16 protein-coding genes are annotated in these 18,971 nt (G+C 63.0%); 10 read left to right on the forward strand and 6 right to left on the reverse strand.

Translation table 11 applies throughout. The features are described from left to right. Window positions 1–2 precede the first annotated feature (2 nt). From ACTU6V_RS06285 to ACTU6V_RS06295, 3 genes are all read right to left on the reverse strand, one after another. Window positions 3–1,496, reverse strand: a complete 1,494-nt coding sequence (locus tag ACTU6V_RS06285; protein ID WP_443475234.1) for a sugar transferase — start codon at window positions 1,494–1,496, stop codon at window positions 3–5. 83 nt (window positions 1,497–1,579) lie between these two features. Beyond that, complete coding sequence (locus ACTU6V_RS06290) at window positions 1,580–2,422, reverse strand: hypothetical protein (RefSeq protein ID WP_443475235.1); 843 nt, start codon at window positions 2,420–2,422, stop codon at window positions 1,580–1,582. A gap of 72 nt (window positions 2,423–2,494) precedes the next feature. After that, entirely contained in the window at window positions 2,495–3,994 is a 1,500-nt protein-coding gene (locus ACTU6V_RS06295; protein WP_443475236.1) for a tyrosine-protein kinase domain-containing protein, read from the reverse strand. A gap of 101 nt (window positions 3,995–4,095) precedes the next feature. Between ACTU6V_RS06295 and ACTU6V_RS06300 the strand changes: the two genes are divergently transcribed. Together ACTU6V_RS06300 and ACTU6V_RS06305 are read left to right on the forward strand one after the other, a co-directional pair. Beyond that, window positions 4,096–4,848: a CPBP family intramembrane glutamic endopeptidase gene (locus ACTU6V_RS06300; protein WP_443475237.1), complete on the forward strand. Its 753-nt coding sequence runs from the start codon at window positions 4,096–4,098 to the stop codon at window positions 4,846–4,848. A 10-nt stretch (window positions 4,849–4,858) separates the two neighbouring features. After that, window positions 4,859–5,140 carry a hypothetical protein gene (locus ACTU6V_RS06305; protein ID WP_443475238.1) on the forward strand — a complete coding sequence of 94 codons (282 nt, stop codon included), beginning with the start codon at window positions 4,859–4,861 and terminating at the stop codon, window positions 5,138–5,140. Window positions 5,141–5,320: 180 nt separating this feature from the next. Here ACTU6V_RS06305 and ACTU6V_RS06310 read toward each other — a convergent pair whose 3' ends face one another. From ACTU6V_RS06310 to ACTU6V_RS06320, 3 genes are all read right to left on the reverse strand, one after another. Then, complete coding sequence (locus ACTU6V_RS06310) at window positions 5,321–6,343, reverse strand: FUSC family protein (protein ID WP_443467427.1); 1,023 nt, start codon at window positions 6,341–6,343, stop codon at window positions 5,321–5,323. A gap of 67 nt (window positions 6,344–6,410) precedes the next feature. After that, entirely contained in the window at window positions 6,411–6,707 is a 297-nt protein-coding gene (locus ACTU6V_RS06315; RefSeq protein WP_443467426.1) for a DUF7882 family protein, read from the reverse strand. 315 nt (window positions 6,708–7,022) lie between these two features. Continuing rightward, window positions 7,023–7,691: an arsenate reductase/protein-tyrosine-phosphatase family protein gene (locus tag ACTU6V_RS06320; RefSeq protein WP_443475336.1), complete on the reverse strand. Its 669-nt coding sequence runs from the start codon at window positions 7,689–7,691 to the stop codon at window positions 7,023–7,025. Window positions 7,692–7,973: 282 nt separating this feature from the next. On the opposite strand from ACTU6V_RS06320, the gene ACTU6V_RS06325 reads away from it, so the two are divergent. The 8 genes from ACTU6V_RS06325 to ACTU6V_RS06360 all read left to right on the forward strand — a co-directional run bounded on the left by ACTU6V_RS06325 (window position 7,974) and on the right by ACTU6V_RS06360 (window position 18,960). Beyond that, window positions 7,974–8,144: a hypothetical protein gene (locus tag ACTU6V_RS06325; protein ID WP_443475239.1), complete on the forward strand. Its 171-nt coding sequence runs from the start codon at window positions 7,974–7,976 to the stop codon at window positions 8,142–8,144. 169 nt (window positions 8,145–8,313) lie between these two features. Continuing rightward, window positions 8,314–8,589, forward strand: a complete 276-nt coding sequence (locus ACTU6V_RS06330; RefSeq protein WP_443475240.1) for a hypothetical protein — start codon at window positions 8,314–8,316, stop codon at window positions 8,587–8,589. A gap of 130 nt (window positions 8,590–8,719) precedes the next feature. Then, entirely contained in the window at window positions 8,720–10,093 is a 1,374-nt protein-coding gene (locus ACTU6V_RS06335) for a GmrSD restriction endonuclease domain-containing protein (RefSeq protein ID WP_443475241.1), read from the forward strand. 142 nt (window positions 10,094–10,235) lie between these two features. Then, window positions 10,236–10,562: a hypothetical protein gene (locus ACTU6V_RS06340; RefSeq protein ID WP_443475242.1), complete on the forward strand. Its 327-nt coding sequence runs from the start codon at window positions 10,236–10,238 to the stop codon at window positions 10,560–10,562. Between the two features lie 349 nt (window positions 10,563–10,911). Continuing rightward, window positions 10,912–12,453, forward strand: coding sequence for a SpaH/EbpB family LPXTG-anchored major pilin (locus ACTU6V_RS06345; protein ID WP_443475243.1), 1,542 nt, complete (start codon window positions 10,912–10,914; stop codon window positions 12,451–12,453). A gap of 91 nt (window positions 12,454–12,544) precedes the next feature. Continuing rightward, entirely contained in the window at window positions 12,545–13,519 is a 975-nt protein-coding gene (locus ACTU6V_RS06350) for a class C sortase (RefSeq protein ID WP_443475244.1), read from the forward strand. Between the two features lie 59 nt (window positions 13,520–13,578). Beyond that, window positions 13,579–17,058 (forward strand): prealbumin-like fold domain-containing protein, encoded by a 3,480-nt coding sequence (locus tag ACTU6V_RS06355; protein ID WP_443475245.1) that lies wholly within the window; start codon window positions 13,579–13,581, stop codon window positions 17,056–17,058. A gap of 339 nt (window positions 17,059–17,397) precedes the next feature. Continuing rightward, window positions 17,398–18,960 (forward strand): HNH endonuclease signature motif containing protein, encoded by a 1,563-nt coding sequence (locus tag ACTU6V_RS06360; protein WP_443475246.1) that lies wholly within the window; start codon window positions 17,398–17,400, stop codon window positions 18,958–18,960. The last annotated feature ends 11 nt before the right edge of the window (window positions 18,961–18,971 follow it).

An 18,971-nucleotide genomic window follows, 5' to 3' on the forward strand; every position in this document is an offset into this window, starting at 1 on the left:
ACCTACATGGCGGAGTCACCGGGGGCAAACGCTGCGCGTGCGGTCCGAGCAATGATCATGATGTCCGTCAGCATCGTCCAGTTCTCGACATATGAGAGGTCGAGACGCACGGTATCCTCCCATGACAGGGTAGACCGCCCACTCACTTGCCAAAGGCCGGTGATTCCCGGCTTCACGAGGAACCTGCGATGTACATGATCAGCGTACTGTGCGACTTCGGACGGGAGCGGCGGTCGCGGGCCCACGAGCGACATCGAGCCACCGAGTACGTTGAAGAGCTGGGGCAGTTCGTCGAGGCTGTATCGTCGCATCACGCCGCCGACTCGTGTGACACGGGGGTCATTCGCCATTTTGAACATTACTTCGTTGCCGGAGTTTTGAGACTTCTTCAGATCTGTCAGTAGTTCTTCGGCGTTCGTCACCATTGACCGAAACTTGAGCATGCTGAACTCCCGGCCGTGGTACCCGACGCGGGTTTGCCGGAACAGGACGGGGCCTGTGCTGGTTGACTTGACGATGATTGCAAGAATGAGGAGCAGCGGCGAAATTAGCGCGAGGCCGACGACGGATAACGCCACATCCATCATTCGTTTTACGAATCGCTCACCCGACGAGAAGCGTGGTGTTTCTACGTGAATCAGCGGCAGCCCAGCGACGGGGCGGGTTTGGATGCGCGGTCCCGCAATGTCGGTAATACTAGGCGCCAAGACGAGGTGCTGCCGGCCGGCTTCGAGTCCCCATGAAATCTGCTTGACCTTGTGCGAGGACAGGTCGCCGATGCTCGTTACGGCGACAGTATCGGCTGTAGCGGCAGCCATTGCTCCAGGAATATCGTCGACTGATCCCAGTACGGGAATCTGGGTGCCCTCGATACTTGTGCCAACTTTTCCTGATGGGATGCATGCGCCAACAACTCGGTAGCCCGCGCCCAAGTTTCGTGAGAGTTCATGAGCTATCTGCGCTACTGACGTATGCGACCCGACGAGCAGCATGCGCGCCGAATACTCTCCTCGGAGGCGCTTTGAAACGAGCCATTGACGCCACACCCAACGCACGAGAACCAGCATCAGTATCCCCGCGGGAAGGCTGATCAATAGATACCCTCGTGCCACCTCTACCTTCAGCAAAAAGGCAACGATTGCAATCGCTCCGAAGAGGATGAAACTTGCACGCGCAACACGCACGTACTCGGTGTTTCCCGTGCCGATCACCCGATCGCTTCGTGAATCAATCAGCGCGAGCGCCCACATCCACACCAGGATGAGGGTGGTCGAGAATAGCCAGTAAGAAATCTCAGGGAGGGCACTCGCCCCCCCGGTCGCAAGCTGGGCGTCATCCACCCCGAGCCAGGCAATCTGCGTGCCGTAGACGACCCAAACGAGTACAAAAAAATCTGTGATGCGAAGGTTGCGGGCGTACAGTCGACGCCAGTCCTTCTGATGCGGGGGAGTGGTCTCCGAAATGGAGGCAACGTTAGTCCGTCTGATCGACGTCACATGTGTCCTTCTAGTATGAAACTGAATGCATCCTTCCCCGGAATGCACGTTACCAGATCAAAGGTTCTACAAAGTTTCGTGTGTTACTGCGTTACGACGTTCTCGCCCCACCAGAGCGTGATGCCGGCAGTGGACGCGGCGAGCGCCAGTGGCGCGGCCGCATCGGCGAAGCATCCGGCGTCTTGCGCAGCCTGAGGGTTCGCGTCGGTGTAGCGCGTGAGCGCTACACCCGTACACCCGTCAGATCGATGCGCCACGACCACATCGGTGGCATCGACAGCGAGCGCCGTCGCGGCGGTCGCCGCCAGCGCGACCCACTCCGCATCCTCGCCGAGCACGTACGCGACGTCTTCACAGACGAGGGCGAGCACCGCGCCGGCGTTGCGCAAACTACGAGCATCGGCACACGGTGCTGCCATCACGCCAGTAGGCCGCACGATGCTCGCTGGATCAGCCGGATCAACGTACTGAGACGCTGCGAGCACTTCGGGGTACGACTCCCAGAACTGCCCCTGGGTAAAAGTTCGAAGTGCTTGAACGTCACAGTTGTCACCCATCGCGGCAACGATCTCGGCCTGACCATCGGCGAACGGTAGCAAAGTGATCAGTTGCCCGATGCCGAGATAGCGCGGTGTGACATCTGTCCACGTCACCCCTCCGTCGCTTGAGCGCTCGAGCAGCGGTTCGACAGATCCGCACTGGCCGGCAACCCCGCGCCAGATGATGTCCGACGCGGCAGCCAAGAAACGTTCCTGCGAGCGGTCATATGCCGGGGTGGTGGTCTCGGCCGGCGTAGGGCTCGGCGACGCCGTCTGATCGCTCGGCTGCGTGAGCGTGGGGATCGGGGCGACGATGCCGTCTTCTGGCGCAGAACGCACATGCGCAAAGGCGAGAGCGGTCAGCGCGAGCGCACCAGTGGCAAGCACAGCAACGACAGCGCCGACTATCCATCGTCTCGGCGCGCTTTCTCTGCGCTCCCTACGCTTCACGCTGCAGACTCATCGAGGATTGAGCAGATCGTCGAAGGTCGTTGACTCGTCACCTGACATTGTGGCCGGTGTCGAGGGATCTGTGATCGCCTCCTTCGAGGGAGCCGCCTTCTTCTTAGACGTCACCTTGGTGGGAGCCTCGGGCGTGTAGGTTCCGTAACCGCCATAGCCATACCCGTAACCGTAGCTATATGCATCGGCGCCCTTCGTGGGCACCATCGTCATCACGACGCCAGCGACCTTCGAGCCGACGGTCTCGAGAGCCTCGAGAGCCCCTTCGAGTTGGTGGTTCGTGGTGCGACCGACCGCAACGACCATGATGGCGCCTGACGTCGCGCGCGAGAGCACTGCGGCGTCTGTGACTGGCAGTAGCGGAGGAGCGTCGCAGAGCACGACATCGAATTCTTTACCGAGCGCGTCGAGCAGCTTGTGCATGCGCTCAGAGCCCAACAGCTCGCTCGGGTTCGGCGGAATCTTTCCGGCAGGCAAGACATACAGCGAGCGGCCGCCCCAGGGCAGCAACACGTCGGCAACGCGTGCGCGGCCGATCAGTACGTCGGTGAGACCGGTGCCGCCCTCGATGCCGAGATACTCGGCGACCTTCGGCTTACGCAGGTCAGTGTCGAGCAGAGCAACACGCTTGCCGGTGTCGGCGAGGGCGAGGGCGAGGTTGATCGTTGTCGTCGATTTTCCCTCTGAGGGAATGCTCGAAGTGATGACGAACGTGTGCCCGCCATCCATCTCGAGGAACTGCAGGTTGGTGCGGAGCGACCGGAACGCCTCGGATCGAGGGCTATGCGGGTCGGCATGAAGGATGAGCGGACGTTCCTTCGCCTTCGGGTCGTGGGGGATCGCACCGATGAGGGGGCGATCAGTCAGCGCCTCGACATCGCGAGGGGAGCGCACCTTGTTATCTAGGACGGCGCGCAGCACCGCGACGCCGATGCCGATCGCGAGGCCGACGAGGACGCCGAGAACGATGTTCAGTGGCACGTTCGGGCTCACGGGGGTGAAAGTTGCAAGAGCGTCGCGCACACGAGTGAGCTTGATCGGGCTGGCATCCTGCCCCGCGGGGGTATCGATGCGCTCAACGGCGGCCGCGAGGCTCGCACCCAGCGCGTTCGCAATGTCAGCCGCCTGAACGGGATCGGCGTCGGTGACGGTGATCTCGATCAGAGTGCTGTTAAGGGGACTCGAGGATTCAACTTTCTTCGCGAGCTGATCGGCCGAGAGCTCAAGACCGAGCTCGGTGATCACAGGGTTCATCACCACGGGCTCGCGAACCAGACTCACATAGGTGGTGATGCGCGACTGCGCGAAGTTCGACCCCTGCTGCAATTCAGCTGCGGTGCCACCGGCCTGTGACTGCACGAACACGACGGCCTGGGACTCGTACATCGGCGTACGCGTCAGAGAGTAGCCCGCGGCAGCCGCGAGACCGACCAGCGTCGTGACCAGAATCACCAGCCAGTTCTTGCGGAGGATGCGGATGTAATCGCTGAGCTCCATGGTGCCTCTCGTAAGGTCGCGGGGTACCGGGTCATTGTCCCACAGGTGCTCCGCTGTGCCAGGCCACCGACATACCTGTGCGGCCCGGTAGCCTGGTGGCGATGAGCACTGATACTCCCGCGCCCGAGCGCGTGCGCGCCCGCTCCGGGCGACGTCGCCCGTGGTGGCGCGGCGGATCGTCGATGCGGCGATGGAACCTCGACCTTCTCGGTATCGCTCTGCTGGCACTCGGAGCCGGCCTGCTGGCCGGGGCATGGCTCGGTGGCTTCGCCGGAACGCTCGTACTGTGGGCCTTGCTGCTGGCGGCGGTCTTGTTCGCGATGCTGCGCCGTGGTGTTCCGCGCGGACTGATGCAGTTCCGCGCGGTGGATGTCTTGTACGGCATCGTGCTCGGCGGCATCCTGCGTGGAATTCAAGGGTGGCTGGCCGTATCGTTCGGAGGCTCAGGCGCGCTGCCTTCCTACCCCTCACTCGAAGGAGCGCTGCCACCGCTGTGGTGGGCCGAAGACCTGCTCGGCGGGGCGATCATCGCGCCGGTCATCGAGGAGCTCTTCTTCCGCGGGCTGCTGCTCGTCGTCATCTTCACTCTCGTGCGCCGGTTCGCCGGCGATGACCGGGCGGGCATCGCCGTCGGCGGGTTCGTCGCGGTCGTGGCATCCACCGCTTTGTTCGTCGCCGCCCACTATCTGGCTGGAGCGATGTCGGCGGACGCCGCAGTGAGCCTGACTCTCGTCGGGCTGGTGTGCGGGTTGCTCGTCGTCTTCACCGGGCGGATCTGGCCCGCCATCCTCGTGCACATCGTGTTCAACGGAACCGGCGTGCTGCTGACGGCCGCCGGGACGCTGCTCGGGTAGCGACATCGATATGGTCATTCTGAACGTATGGGACTACATCGTGAGCGTCAGCATCACGATCGTGTCAGCGGCGTTCACCCTGGTGCTGAGCATGTTTCGTCCGAGGTCTCTGAATGAAGCAGGAAACCACCGGCGGCTTTCCGGATTCTTGGCGATCGTCACAGTGTGCAGCGCGGCGTGGACCGCGTGCACTGTCTGGGGGCTTGAACCCCTTTGGGGTGCACTCATCTTTCTGTGCGCAGTGCTGGCGTTCACTTACCTGTTAGGGCTGATCCGCGCTGGCGAAGAGTGAGCCATCGCTGCTGTACTCTCTGACCGCTCCACCGCACAAGCCCCTGGGCGCAGCGCTCGTCACCGCCTTAGTCTGCTCGCATGAGTGAGAACGAAGAACGCAACGCTTCTACGGGGATGAGTTGCCGGACCCCGTGATAGAGCCGTAGGCACAGTTCTCTTCCGGGTTCCGGGCCAGGGGTCAGTGGATGTTGGATGCGGCGCTCTGCTTGGCCCGCATGCCTAGGTACATGTGGCCGACCGACATCACGGTGATCGCTGCCGCGGCACCGATCAGTGTGTAGAGGGCGCGCTCGCCGATGGAGAAAAGGAGGTCATGCGTGCTCCCCGACGTCTGAAGCACGACGGCAGGGGTCAGCAGCATCGCGAAGGCCCAATAGGGCAGCTTGAGATAGGCATAAGCGGCGCCGATCGTGAGTACGAAAGCGAGGGCGGTGATGACCGCGGGAGCCCCGTGCAATATCGCGACGACGATTACGGCGATGAGCGCGCCGGCGAAGGTTCCTCCCACACGCTCGAGCATCCTCCTCGCGGAGTCGGAATAGTACGGCTGCACGACGACGAAGAACGTCAGGATGATCCACCACGAGGCTGGGTCGAGCCATTGCATGCAGACGTACGCGGCGATGCCTATGAGGATTCCGAGCGCCGCGGCGAAGTGGAGTGCAGTGTGACGGGGAACCGAGCGCGGGGTCTTCACTCCGCTGGCCCGGATGACGAAAGCGCCCATCAACGTCGTCCACAGGCCGCCCGCAGCGATACACGCCATCGCTGCCAGGCCCGAGGTGACCGACGCATCGGCGACGACGGTGCCGGCAGGAAGAGTGACCTGCAGGTTTCCGATGAGGGCATACGCAACCAGCGGGCCTGCGAATGCTCCCATCACGTGCCACCCGCGCATCGCCGACAGCCCCGTTGCGATGCCGATGGCAGCCATGAAGACCGCTCCGAGGATCGGGTCCTCGCGCAGCATGAGGGCGATGCCCATGAGTAGAGGGGTGAGAATGGACGCCGCGAGGGCGAGTCGCCGGTGTGTGAAGAGCCCCATGAGCGCGGGCAACATGCCCAGGTACCAGAGGCTGCCGTTCACACGCAGGGGCGACGCGCTCAGCGCGATCATCGGTGCCACGACGAGCAACGCCATGATGACGAGCATCGCGACGCTGGTCTTGCGCGCGGCGGGCGATGGCGATTCCGTGGGCATAGCATCACGCTAGTAGAAGGAACGGGGCGACGTAGCTCGGGTGAGGCTTCTTTAGACGCAACCAGCTTCAGACGATCTCGTCGAGTACGAGCTCTCCGCGGGCGTTGAGGTGGTCCACCATGCGCGCGAGTCTCTTCGGGTCGATTGGCGACATCTTGGCGTTCTCGAAAGCGAGAACGAGGGGAATGCTCGGGTGCATCCAGATGGTGAGGCGACCCGCGGGGTTCTTCTCATCGGGGAGCCACGTCATCATGAAACTCTCGTTACGGCGGAGCTTCGTTGCGATCACGATCTTCAGGTGCGCGAGGGTTTCGTCTTCAACCTCGATCGGAGGGCGTGAGCTGTTGTACTCGATGGTTCCCATGAAGTGCAGATTACCTCGCGCGGAGGCGGGTCAGCTCAGCTCGACAGGATGAAATTCGACAGGGCCGGGGCAGAAGCCATCCGATTGGCTGGTGTACGGGACCGCGATCCACTCGTCTCGTATGACGTCGCCCGTGCCCGTGGTGATCACTAATCGAATACTGGCACCGGGGTGCAAGCCGATGGTGTCGGCGGGAGCATAGGGCGGTTCCTGGGGAACCTCCCAGCGGCTCCTGAGTAGTCGTCCATGCGATGAACCTATCGTTCCGGGTGATCGCGCGATAGGGCGCGGACACGATGAACGACCTGAGCTGCGCTAGGCGAGCGTCGCGCGCAGTATGCGCGCGACTTCGTCGACTGCGGGAACGAGTTGCGCAGCCGAGCGCTCATAGGTTTCGTGCGAGCGGCGGTACGGGTCGATGACATCATCATCGTCAGCGGCATGCGGTGACATACCCCGCTGCTGGGTCACCAGTGCCGTGACGGCAGCGAGGCGTGCGCGGGGCTCTGTGCCCGCGGCATCCGCTGTGCTCTTGACCTCATCGTCGGTGAGCGCACTCGCGAGGCGCGCGAACTCGCGGATCGTGAACGTCTTGCGCAGCATGCGAGGGGCGAGCTCGACAGCCGTCGTGCGATGCTCGCGCGCCATCGCGAAGATGAGATCAGCATCCTCAGCAACCTGCTCGACGAGCCAGCGTGCGCGATGCGCCTTGACGTCGCTCTCTTCTGCGCCGTTGCGGACCGCGAGCTGCTGGGCGTCGGCGGTCATCGCCTTGTCGATGAGTGCGCGCGTGCCAGCGCTGTGCACTCGCACCGCGTGGGTGGCTTTTTCGGGGGTGCCCATTCTCGCGCGGAGCAGGGCTTCAGCCATGGGGGAGCGGCAGATGTTTCCCGTGCAGACCATCAGAATGCGCGGCTCTGCGCTCTTGTGGAGCGCTGCGGCCCGTTCGCGCAGTTCGCGCCGGGTCATGCCGTGGGGGATCATCTCAGTCACCCTATTAAGAATAGGAGCGGAAAAAGGGGGGAGGTCCCCGTGGCGGCGTTTCTCGTCGCGGCCATACGGTTCTGAGCACGACGATCGGAATTCTCATGGACGAGACCGGCTGGGTGCTTGTGGCTGTTGCGGCGTGGATCGTCTTCAGCATCCCGATCGGGATGATCGCCGGAGCACTGATCAAGCACGGGCACGACGGGGAAGCGTAGCAGTACTGGGCGTCATCACGGCATGTCTCGCGGGGATGTTGCTCGTGATTCGAGTGGTTCCGCAATGGCGGAAGACGCAGGCCGATTTCCTGGCGCCCATGGATGGAGCAACAGCGTTCGTCGCGGGTTCGTGTTCTGGGCGCTGACCTACGGGCTCGCCTGGGTGGTCATCACCGCACGCAGGGGGCCGGAGCCGCCCGTCCCGGAGCCGCCCGCGCCGGAGTGCGAGATCTGATCACGACTTCGTGCACCTAGGAGTGCTGACTCAACTGGTTCTGCACGATCGCTGAGATTGGAGATCTGTCCCCCGTTGCGGGCTTCTGGTGTTCGAGGTGTCGAAAGCCGCGGCTACGCTCGGGGCACTGCCGGATCGCGCAGCCGTCAGGCACAATGAAGGGGTGTACATGTCCGTCGAGATGATCACGGTGCTGATCGGCTTCGTATCGATTCTGCTTGCCTTCGCCGGCGCGTTCGGCTGGATGGTGCACCGGATGGATCTTCTCGAGAACCGACTGGAGCACAAGCTCGGCGCGCGGATCGACGGGCTCGACGGCAAGATCAGTGCGCTTGATGAGAAGCTGAGCGCGCGGATCGACAGGGTCGCCGACGAACTTGTCGAAGTCAAGATCGCGATCGCGCGCGTCGAAGGGCCGCCGCGTCACCTGCTCCCCGTCCGCTGAGCGCTACGTCCTCGGCGCGGCATCAGGCCGTTGGCGGGGCGGTTGGTTCTGAGGGGGCGGCTGGCCGGAGCTGCGTCAGCATAGTTTTTATGCGCTTGAATGAGCACGGACGCTCTTCAAGGACGGCAACATGACATCGACTCCTCCCGGGTGGTACTCGGACCCTTCGGCCGCCCATGAGGGCGACGTCCGCTGGTGGGACGGCGCGGCGTGGACCGCGCACGTGCACTCGGTCGAACAACCTGCGTCGATGATGCCGCCGCCCGCGGCATCCGCTCTGCAGACCGCCCCGCAGGGGCGACGACTGCCGATCTGGGCCTGGATCCTGATCGGGATCGGCGTGCTCCTGCTCGGCGTGATCCTCGCGCCGATCTTCGCCCCGCTGTGGCTCGTGGTGCTCATCACGGGGATCGTCGCGCTCGTCAAGAACACCCCGACCTGGCTGCGGTTCCCGAGCCGCAAGGTGGCGACGATCGTCACGGCTGTCTCGGCCGTCGCGTTCCTCATCACCGGCAATATCAGCGCCGGGGTCTACGGGTCATCGCGTGAGGAGCCTGCGGGGATGGCGTCGGCTGCGCCCTCTGTCTCGGTGTCTCCATCTGCCGCTCCTTCTGCTTCTGCTGTTCCCGACGGCGAACTCGTGGCATTCGCGGGCGAGGCGGGCACGGTCGCCGACACGTCCGCAACCGAGGGGCGCACGGCGCTCGAGGTGCTGGGGACATTGCCGGTCAAGGGGCGAGCGGCGAAGACCGGATATGACCGCGACGAGTTCGGGCAACGCTGGCTCGACGTGGACCGCAACGGATGCGACACCCGCAACGACACGCTCGCCACGCAGCTGACAGGCGTCGTCCGCTCCGGACCCTGCAAGGTCACCTCGGGTGTTCTGGATGACCCGTTCACGGGAAACATCATCGGGTTCTCGCGCGGGCAGGGCACGTCGGAACTCGTGCAGATCGACCACGTCGTCGCGCTCTCGGATGCATGGCAGAAGGGTGCGCAGGCGCTCAGCGCTGATCAGCGTGCGTCGTTCGCGAATGATCCGATCAACCTGCTCGCCGTCGACGGAAAGGCCAATGCACAGAAGGGCGATGGAGACGCCGCGACCTGGCTGCCGTCGAACAAGAGCTTCCGCTGCGAGTACGTCGCGCGTCAGGTCTCGGTGAAGGCCGCCTACGGACTATGGGTCACGCAGCCCGAGCGCGATGCCATCGCGCGAGTGCTCGCGGCGTGTGCAGATGAGCCGGCGCTGACCTCTGCGTATGCGGTGATCGCGCCGGTTGTCGAGGTCGCGCCTGCTGAGCCTGCTCCGGTTGCTCCGGCTGAGCCTGTGCCCTTCGCGCCTGCTGAGCCCGCTCCGGTTCCCGCGCCCGCTCCCGCGCCGGACGTGTATTACGAGAACTGCGATGCGGTGCGCGCGGCGGGAGCGGCGCCGATCCATGCCGGCGATCCCGGTTACAGTCGCAAGCTCGACCGTGATGGGGACGGCGTCGGGTGCGAGTGACGTCACCCTTGGTGTGACTATTGCTCGGCGGGAAACAGGGGTTCGGTCGACAGAGACCCAGCCAAGCGATCGACTAGGACCGCCCCGTTTTCGAGCCCATCTCGTCGAAGCGGAGCGCGCGGAGTATCTCCTGGTTCGGGCGGTGTCCTGGGCCCAAAAGCGCGAATGGGAAGAGGGCGGCGATGCCGGCAATCGTGGGCTTGATGAACTGGTTGTCACGGCGGGCGAACCCGAGTCCGGTCAGAGTGGTGATTCGTCGCTGGAATCGCGACCTGGAGAATGGCCCGGAGATCAGCGAGGCAGCGTAGAGGGACTCGATTGTTGTCGAGGGGGCTCCTCCAGCGCACTCACGCTCGACGAGGGTTTGCACGTCTTTCCGCAGGCGCTCTGGCAGCTTTGGCGCATGGTCAAGGGCGCGACGTATTTCTTGGTCAATGCTGAGGTCGAGGGCGACGAACTGATCGGATGAGTGGTCGATGTCGCGCTCACGAGGGCCGGCCGCCTCGGCTCGGTGGCGTTGAGCGGTACCAACATCTGCACGCAGAAAAAGCCGGGGTGTGGAGGCATCAGCTGCGAAGTCATGAAAGGTCGACATACCTATAGAGAGTCTGACCGTGCGTGTCCATTACGTCGTTCACGTTCAACGGTTTTGCCTCAATAACGAACCAGTCTCGAATTTTCGCGTAATAGATGGACGCATGGTAGATCTATGTGGGTAGGAGACACTCGTGCGCGTGACTGCTGACGTGGGCTCTGAGTACTGAGGTAGCGGGTTTTCCGAATCCACTTTCACAATTTCTCATGGGGGGAGATTCAGCATGAAGAAACGTACACGTGCACTTGCGGCGGTAGGTATCGCCGCCGTGGGTGCGATGTCTTTGTTCGGCGCGACGGCCGCTATGGCCGTGCCGGATGATTTCGGCAATATCGATGGTGGTCTTGAAGGGTCGCTGACGGTGCACAAGTTCCTGCACCAGTCGGGCGCTCATGAGGGCGACATCTCAGAGCCGCCTGCGGATGGGGACTTCACCGATCCCGTGGCTGACGTTGAGTTCACCGTGTACCCACTGATCAAAGATGGTGAGACTCTTCCGCTTAATCTTACGGTTGCGGCGAACTGGAATAGTCTGTCTACGCTCGCCCCGGGAGCGAATTGCACCGCGCCCACGGGTTTCTCTCTGGGAACACCGATAGTGATGCCGCTGACTGATGCTGACGGCGTTTCCACGACTTCGCTCGTTGTAGGCGCGTATCAGGTGTGTGAGACGGATGCTCCAGCCGCGATCGTCGATACGGCAGCGCCATTCATCGTGACCGTTCCGATGCCGTATGAGAACGGCTGGGTCTATGACGTGAACGCGTATCCGAAGAACGGTGCGGCGGCGATCGAGAAGACGATTGTGGCGCAGGAGGGTCTTGGTCTCGGAGCTGCGGTGCAGTTCCCGGTCACCACGGCCATCCCCACAATGCTCGGTCAGGCGTGGACCGCCTACTCGATCTCTGACACGTTCGACCCGCGTCTGGACGTGAACGCCGCCACCGAGGGCATCGCTTCGGTCACCGTTGATGGCGTTGACCTCGATGCGTCGTACTACACGAAGATCGTCACCGGGCAGGAAGTCGTCATGGACTTCACCGCTGCGGGCATCGCATGGCTGAACGAGGGCACTCACGCAGGCAGTGTCATCGAGGTCGTCTTTGACTCGGTGATCGCCGAGGTCGGCTCGGGCACCATCGAGAACCAGGCCCTGTTGTGGACCAACAACCCCACTCGCGATGACGAGGTCAAGCCGCCGCCGCCGTCGAACATCGTGCACACGAACTGGGGCTCGCTTGAGTTGATGAAGCGCGCATCGGGCACGACGAACGCGGACGGTGCACTTGAGGGCGCAGTCTTCGAGATCTACAAGGCAACTGACCCGTACGCTGCGGACTGCACCGCGGAGACCGCTACGGGCGACCCGATCTCGGTCGGCGGTGTCGCAGAGTTCACCTCGGACGCGAACGGCATCGTCGCTTTCCCCGGCTTGTTCGTCTCGGACAGCGAGAACCCGGCGATCGACGCTCCTGAGCGTTGCTACGTGGTCAAGGAGATCGCGGCGCCTGCCGGATACGTCCTGCCCGCCAACGGTGCTGAGTACACGGGTGTCGCGGTGCAGATCGGCGAGACGACCGCTGCAGACAATCTCGAGATCCAGAACACGCAGCAGGGTGTTCCGTCGCTGCCGCTGACCGGCGGTAGCGGTACCGCGATCCTTATCGGACTGGGCGTCGGCGGTGTCGGAGTGGCCCTCGGCTTGGTGCTTATGAAGAAGCGTCGCCGCGACCAGGCAGAGTCGAGCACTCACTCGGCAGCCTGAGCCTAGAGATAGAACAAGGCGGCTCGCTTCGCTTTCATGCCTCAGCGAGCGTGCCGCCTTGTGCTTCTCTCTCATCCAAGGAGCCTGATCAATGCGCATTCTCCACAGCGCCTCGCGTTGGAAGCCCAGTGGGCTCAGCGTGATCATCTGTGTGCTGGCGTTGGCAGGCTCCGTTGTTGGGCTGTATCCCGCTACTGCGGCATGGCTGAGCTCGTATCAGCAGTCGCTTATCGTCAAGAACAGCACAGCCAGTCTTGACAGTCTGAACCCAGGTACGGAAGAGCAGATGCGTATGGCACATGCATACAACGATGCGCTCGTTGCTGGGGTTGCGCTCGAAGCGGGGACGACCGTCCCGAGTGGGTATGCGCAGGGTGTGGGAGGGTTCACCTACCGCGACGTGCTCAATGCTACTGACGAAGGCGTAATGGGGCGCGTCAAGATTGATTCGATTGATGTGGATCTGCCGATCTATCACGGTACAGACCAGAGAACGCTTGAGAAGGGCGCGGGGCATCTGGAAGGCTCACATCTTCCTGTGGGCGGTGAGGGTACGCGCACTGTCGTCACTGCACACCGAGGGCTCGCGTCGTCAACGTTGTTCACGAACTTGGACCAGGTCGAGGTTGGCGATCGTTTTCAGCTGGTCACGCTCGGAGAAGTGTTGACGTATGAGGTTCGCGAGAAAAAGGTCATCGACCCCGATGACACAGACACTTTGCGTCCCCAGGCTGATCGCGATCTCGCGACGCTCATCACGTGTACTCCGTTGGGAATTAATTCCCATCGCATCGTCATCACCGGCGAACGCGTGACTCCGACACCGATCCGCGATGTCGAAGAGGCGCGTGCTGTTCCGGTTATCCCTGGATTCCCGTGGTGGGCGGTAATCGGAGCAGTGCTGCTTATCTCGATCATCGTCTATTTCATCCGTACAGGCTTCACTGATGCCCAGGCAACTCGCCGTCGCCGCGTGCACACAGACCGCATGCGCACAACGCTTCAGACAGCGAGCGACAGAGTTGCCGAGAACATTTCGCAGAAGGACTTAGGAGCAACATCATGACTCCCCAAACAAGAGGAACGCAGGCCGGGTCTTCAGGTCGGTCTCGCTTTCGCTCTCGCATGAAACAGATCGCCTCCGGTGTCGCCGCTACCGCGGTGTTGATATCGGGGCTGGTCGGTGGGGTAAGTGCCGCACACGCGGCGACCGTCTACGAGATTGAAGGACAGTGGGGGGCGTCCACACCCGCTGTTGTGAGCCAAGGTGACACAGTGGTGTCGGAGTGGCGATTCAACATGAACGATGACGCACCGGCTCCGGAGAACGAGATCATTCCGAACGCGACGGTGACGTTCACGGTCGCGAACGGTGTCTTCACGGTACTGCCCACGATCTGTCTGACGGACGCTGCTCTTGTCGATCCGGTGTCTTCCATCAGCGCTGATGGCCAGACGATGGTGTGTAACCTCGGCGATCGCGCCCAGGGGACGGCAGAGCTCGTGCTCGCAGGCATTCAGGTGACTGGTGACACCGGGGACACCGTATCGATTACCGGGAACATCGGCGGTGTTCAAGCGGTAACTCCGGAGCTTCCCATTATGAACGCGTTCGCGATGGACATGAAGTGGGCTGACGGAAACCCCAAATCGACCGAGGAGGGTACCTATCAGATGATGGGCTTCCCGTTCTCTCTCCGCCACGCACCCGGCGCTGAAGCTGGTCCTAGCTCTGTGTCGTACACAGTGACGATCAACGCACTTCATAACGAGCCCGTCACCGCTCGCCCCTTGGCGCTCGGAGGCCCGTGCACGCCGATCACCGACCCGCAATCCGGGTATCCATACTCCGGCGCGGCTGCTGGTGCGGATACCACGAATACTGCGCCGTTCCCCACTTGCACCATGACGCGTATCGGGACGACAAATCAGTACACCGTGACTGTCTCAGGTCTTGACTATTCAAAGGCGCTGAACCCGACGATGGACAGCACCGGTGTGGCGCTGCTGACCTCATGGGACGTCGTAGCGTCAGGCATGATCTGGTTCCGCATGACCTATGTCGAGCCGGGTCTGTTCACGATCTCCGCGAACACCCCGACCTACACCTCGGCTAGTGGAGCGACCAGCGTCGATGAAGCAGGCAACAACGCCAACTCGCGCGCGTACACGCGCGGGGTCTGGTCTGGAGGATGGCAGCTGAACCTGCAGGACCCGCCTGTCGAAGGTACGATCTGGACAGACACCTTCGAGCAGATGGCCGGACAGCCTGCTCTCGCTATGTCAGCGGTACGACCGCCGCAAGGCACCGAGCCCTTCACTCAAACGTGTACGGTGCTCGATACGAAATACGTCACCTTTGACTGGGCAGGCGCCGGCTCAATGTCCGGTGGTGCTGTGGTTCCGTCATCTGGTCCTCAGCCAACGATCGAGTACTTCACGGGCACGGGGGCAAACGGTGTCCTCAGCCCCACCAGCCCGAACTATGACCCGAACAGCTGGGAGTGCAACGCTGCGGGGATCAACCCCGGTAACTGGTCGACCACGCCGCCGGCAGATCTTTCTACGGTCAAGGCCGTGAGGACGACGATCCCGGTCGGGGCAGTGGCTGACTCGGCTGGCGTTGTGCGAACGTTCGTGCAGACCACGATCAAGCCTGATGTCGCAATCGGACAGGATATCTACACCTGGACGAGCTACCTCACGTCGTCATGGTTTCACCGGCACCGTTCCGAGAACACGGCGGACGCTCCTGATAGCGGCGTAATTCTCAAGCCAGGGGATCGTCACGCCTACACCGGTGGCGGCCGTGACGTGCTCCGTGTGGTCGGCTCAACACCGAGAGTTATCAAGGAGGCCGGTCAGGCCGAGTCGATTCCAGGCGCCACCGTCAGCTACTCGCTCATGTATCGTGCAGAGTCGCCGGCAAACGTGGTGCTGGACGAGTACACACTCGTGGACACCCTGCCGCTCGGAACCACCTATGAGCCGGGGTCGGCGACGATTACGCCCACGTCGATCACGACGAACGTGGATGGTCGAGTGGTCCTCACCTGGGATCTGCCGGACTACGTGTCCACCAACTGGGATTACTTCATGCACTACAACGTGGTGCTGCCGGATGACGCTCAGCCGGGTCAGGTCTTCGTCAACAGCGCCACTGCGTCCACCAACGGCCGCACAGCGACGGATACCGCTCGTGTGCGAATCCGCGAAGGGGGATCGACGTTCATCACGAAGACCGCTCTGCAGGACACTGTGCCCCACGTGGCCGGCGTCGCGAACGGCGGGTGGACGGTGCGGATGACCTCCGAGGACACCGCAAGGCAGATCTTCACTGACACGATCGACGTGCTCCCGTACATCGGTGACGGACGTGGATCTGACTTCACCGGCACGTACGGGCTCACAGGCCCGATCGACATCAGCCAGATGCCGGCAGGGACGCAGGTCTACTACTCGGTCGCTGACCCGACCACGATCTCGGACGACCCGAAGGATGCCACTAACGGCGCCCCGAACGACGTCACCGGGAACACGGTTGGGTGGAGCACGACGTACGCCGAGAACGCCACCGCAGTGCGCGTGATCGGTGGAGAGCTCAAGCCGAGCGCCTCGCAGGAGTTCACGATCAACGTCGTGACCACCGGCGCTTCCTACGAGGATGTGTACGTGAATCGGGCGCAGGGTGTGACCAGTCGCACTGACCTGGTGATGCGCACCTCGGACCTCTTCAATATTGCGGCATGGAAATCGCTCGTGATCAAGAAGTACGTACAGGACGCTGAGGGTAACTGGCATGACGCGCAGAACATCGACGACTACCCCGGTTTCGCCCAGGGCGCGGACCTGAACTACCGCCTGGTCGTCACCAATACCGGTGACGTGGCGCTCACGGATGTTCAGATCACCGATGACAAGGTCGACCTCGCAGCCCTCAGCCCGCTTCCTGCTGGTCTGGGAGCTGGGGCCGTGATCGCTGAGATCCAGCCCGGTGAAGCAAACGCCGTCACCATCGAGTACACCGTGCCGCTCACCGGTGTCGCGATCGGCCAGTCGCTGATCAACAATGCGTGCGCAGCGGTTCCTGCAGACGCCGAGGTGCAGGAGTCGTGTGACCCTGCCGGTGTGAAGGCGCTCCCATCGACGCTTGCGTGGACGAAGATCGCAGCAGGCACCACGGAGACGCTCTCGGGCTCTGAGTGGGAGCTGACCCCCGTGGACAGCTCGGACGCACCGACGGGCGCGGCCGTGGCCATCGAAGACTGTGTCGCAGCTACGGCCGCCGAGTGCACGGGCGTCGACAAGAACCACCTTGCGGGTGAGTTCCTGATCGGAGATCTTGAAGCAGGCCGGTACATGCTCATCGAGACCCTCGCGCCGGCCGGGTACGTCTTGGGCGACACTCCTCATTACATCGAGGTCTCCGGAGACACCGCGTTCGAGAACCCCATCGAAAATGATCAGCAGCCCGCTCTCGTGATCCCCCTCACAGGCGGTCAGAGCACGGACCTCTATCTCCTGGTCGGTGGAGCGCTCGCCGTACTCATTGCGCTCCTGCTGGTTCTTCGCCACCGCCGGCGACAGCACCAACTGGCTGTGTAATAGCGGCTCCGGCCGAAAGCCGGACGCTTGATCAAGCGTCCGGCCACGACGCGGACGCGTAGCTGATTTTCGCGGCGCAGGGGTGTGGTGACCGCGCGACGGTGACTCTGGGGTGGCCCGAAGGGTCTGATGCGAATCAGGGGGTATGCCCCCGTAGCGCGATGTCAGATGGCGAACCTACGATTCGAGAGACGACCGAATGAGGCCTGCCTCGTCGGCGAGAGATGAAGAACTCGACCTCGGTGCACCCCCTCCGCGCCGGGGTCGAGCTTCATAGTTGGTTATCCACAGATTTGCGAACTTTTGTTTCAATGTCGGTGGTTGCTGAGAGTATGAAGTATGGCAACTTTCACCGACGTCGCGGCGCTGATCCCCACCCTGCGTGGGCAGCTTGCCGGCGGTGAGGGGACAGAAGACGCACAGGCCTCGTTGATGGCGATGGCAGATGCTGACGTCGTAAAAGTTCTTCAAGAGGCATCTGATCTCGTGACGCAGGCCGAGCAGATTCAGGTGGTGGCGGCGGGCGTGATCGCCGCGCGCTCGACGCGCGATCGAGGGCATTCCGGGCTATCGCAGTCGCGCGGCCACCGGTCGGCGGCGGCGCTGATCCAGAACGTGACGGGGTCGACGAAGGCAGACGCGAATCGCAAGGCGCGAGTCGGCGAGGCTCTGCTCGATGACGGACGCTCGGAATGGTTCGGTGGGGCGGATGCTGCGGGCGGTGGGGCGGATGCTGCACCCTCGGACGGTCTGCCGGCAAACGGGTTGCAGCCGGGAGACGAGGAACGCGCTGCGCGCGGACCGTGGTTCCAGCCGTTGAACCACGCCCTGCGCGGTGGAACGCTGACGTCAGCGCAGTTCGACGCGATCCGGCGGGGGCTCGGTGAGCCGCCGGCGATCGACGGTGTGGGGGCGATGAGCGAAGCTTCACGCGAAGCGTGGGAAGAAATCCGCGTGACATGGGCGCAGGCCGCGGAGCACCTCGTCGCAGAAGCTGCCGTGAGGACAGTGGAGGAACTCCTGCAGCAGGCGCGAACGGTGCGTGATCTGCTCGATCCGGAGGGCGCCGAGGCACGGTACTTGGCGCGGTTCGAGAAGCGATCCTTCCGCACGTACCGAGATCAGGATGGACAGAAGCACGCGAGCATGGCGCTCGATGACGAGGGTGATCTGTTTGTCGAGACCATGCTCTCCGCGGCGTTGCGGCCGCGACGAGGCGGTCCGCGGTTCGTGGACTCTGATGAGGAGGAGCGGGCGGCGTCTCTCGTCGATGACACCCGCACGAACGACCAGCTCGCATACGACTTGATCATGGATGTGCTCCGCGCCGGCACTCTCGCAGACGCCAAGAACGTGTTCGGAACGCGTCAGGCCGGAGTACGGCTCGTGCAGATCGTCGACGCCGACGGTCACCCCGCCGCGGTCGCGCACAGCGAAGACCATTCCATGTCCGTGCCGAAAGCGGTGGCAGAGCAGCGGATGTGCGAGAGCGGATTCGTGCCCGTGACGATCGATACGTTCGGGAATCCGCTCGACGTGGGCCGAGAACAACGACTATTCACACCGAAACAGCGCATTGCGCTCGCAGTGCGTGATGGCGGATGCCGGTGGCACGGATGCGATCGACCTGCATCGTATGGCGAAGCCCACCACATCGACGAGTGGGAGCGAGATCATGGTCGCACCGATATCGATCGGGGAATCCTGCTCTGTCGCTATCACCACATGACTTTGCACAACGGCAAGTGGCGCATCACTCGCGACGGCAAAGACGACTTCATCCTGCGAAGCTCATCGGGGGAGACATTTGCGCTGAGACCGCGCACCGTGCTCAGCTACGCCTTCGGCGGGATCGATCCGCCGCCTGCACGGTTCAGGGCGGGTGCGGGCAATGCAGCGTGACCCGTCCGCAG

This window comes from Microbacterium zouquanmingi (assembly GCF_052266675.1).
GTDB lineage: Bacteria > Actinomycetota > Actinomycetes > Actinomycetales > Microbacteriaceae > Microbacterium.

Coding starts and splice junctions, on each gene's coding strand:
- ACTU6V_RS06295 (WP_443475236.1), bottom strand. CDS start 3,994: ATGGAGCTCAGCGATTACATCCGCATCCTCCGCAAGAACTGGCTGGTG.
- ACTU6V_RS06300 (WP_443475237.1), top strand. CDS start 4,096: ATGAGCACTGATACTCCCGCGCCCGAGCGCGTGCGCGCCCGCTCCGGG.
- ACTU6V_RS06305 (WP_443475238.1), top strand. CDS start 4,859: ATGGTCATTCTGAACGTATGGGACTACATCGTGAGCGTCAGCATCACG.
- ACTU6V_RS06310 (WP_443467427.1), bottom strand. CDS start 6,343: ATGCCCACGGAATCGCCATCGCCCGCCGCGCGCAAGACCAGCGTCGCG.
- ACTU6V_RS06315 (WP_443467426.1), bottom strand. CDS start 6,707: ATGGGAACCATCGAGTACAACAGCTCACGCCCTCCGATCGAGGTTGAA.
- ACTU6V_RS06320 (WP_443475336.1), bottom strand. CDS start 7,691: ATGATCCCCCACGGCATGACCCGGCGCGAACTGCGCGAACGGGCCGCA.
- ACTU6V_RS06325 (WP_443475239.1), top strand. CDS start 7,974: ATGGCGGAAGACGCAGGCCGATTTCCTGGCGCCCATGGATGGAGCAAC.
- ACTU6V_RS06330 (WP_443475240.1), top strand. CDS start 8,314: ATGTCCGTCGAGATGATCACGGTGCTGATCGGCTTCGTATCGATTCTG.
- ACTU6V_RS06335 (WP_443475241.1), top strand. CDS start 8,720: ATGACATCGACTCCTCCCGGGTGGTACTCGGACCCTTCGGCCGCCCAT.
- ACTU6V_RS06345 (WP_443475243.1), top strand. CDS start 10,912: ATGAAGAAACGTACACGTGCACTTGCGGCGGTAGGTATCGCCGCCGTG.
- ACTU6V_RS06350 (WP_443475244.1), top strand. CDS start 12,545: ATGCGCATTCTCCACAGCGCCTCGCGTTGGAAGCCCAGTGGGCTCAGC.
- ACTU6V_RS06355 (WP_443475245.1), top strand. CDS start 13,579: ATGAAACAGATCGCCTCCGGTGTCGCCGCTACCGCGGTGTTGATATCG.
- ACTU6V_RS06360 (WP_443475246.1), top strand. CDS start 17,398: ATGGCAACTTTCACCGACGTCGCGGCGCTGATCCCCACCCTGCGTGGG.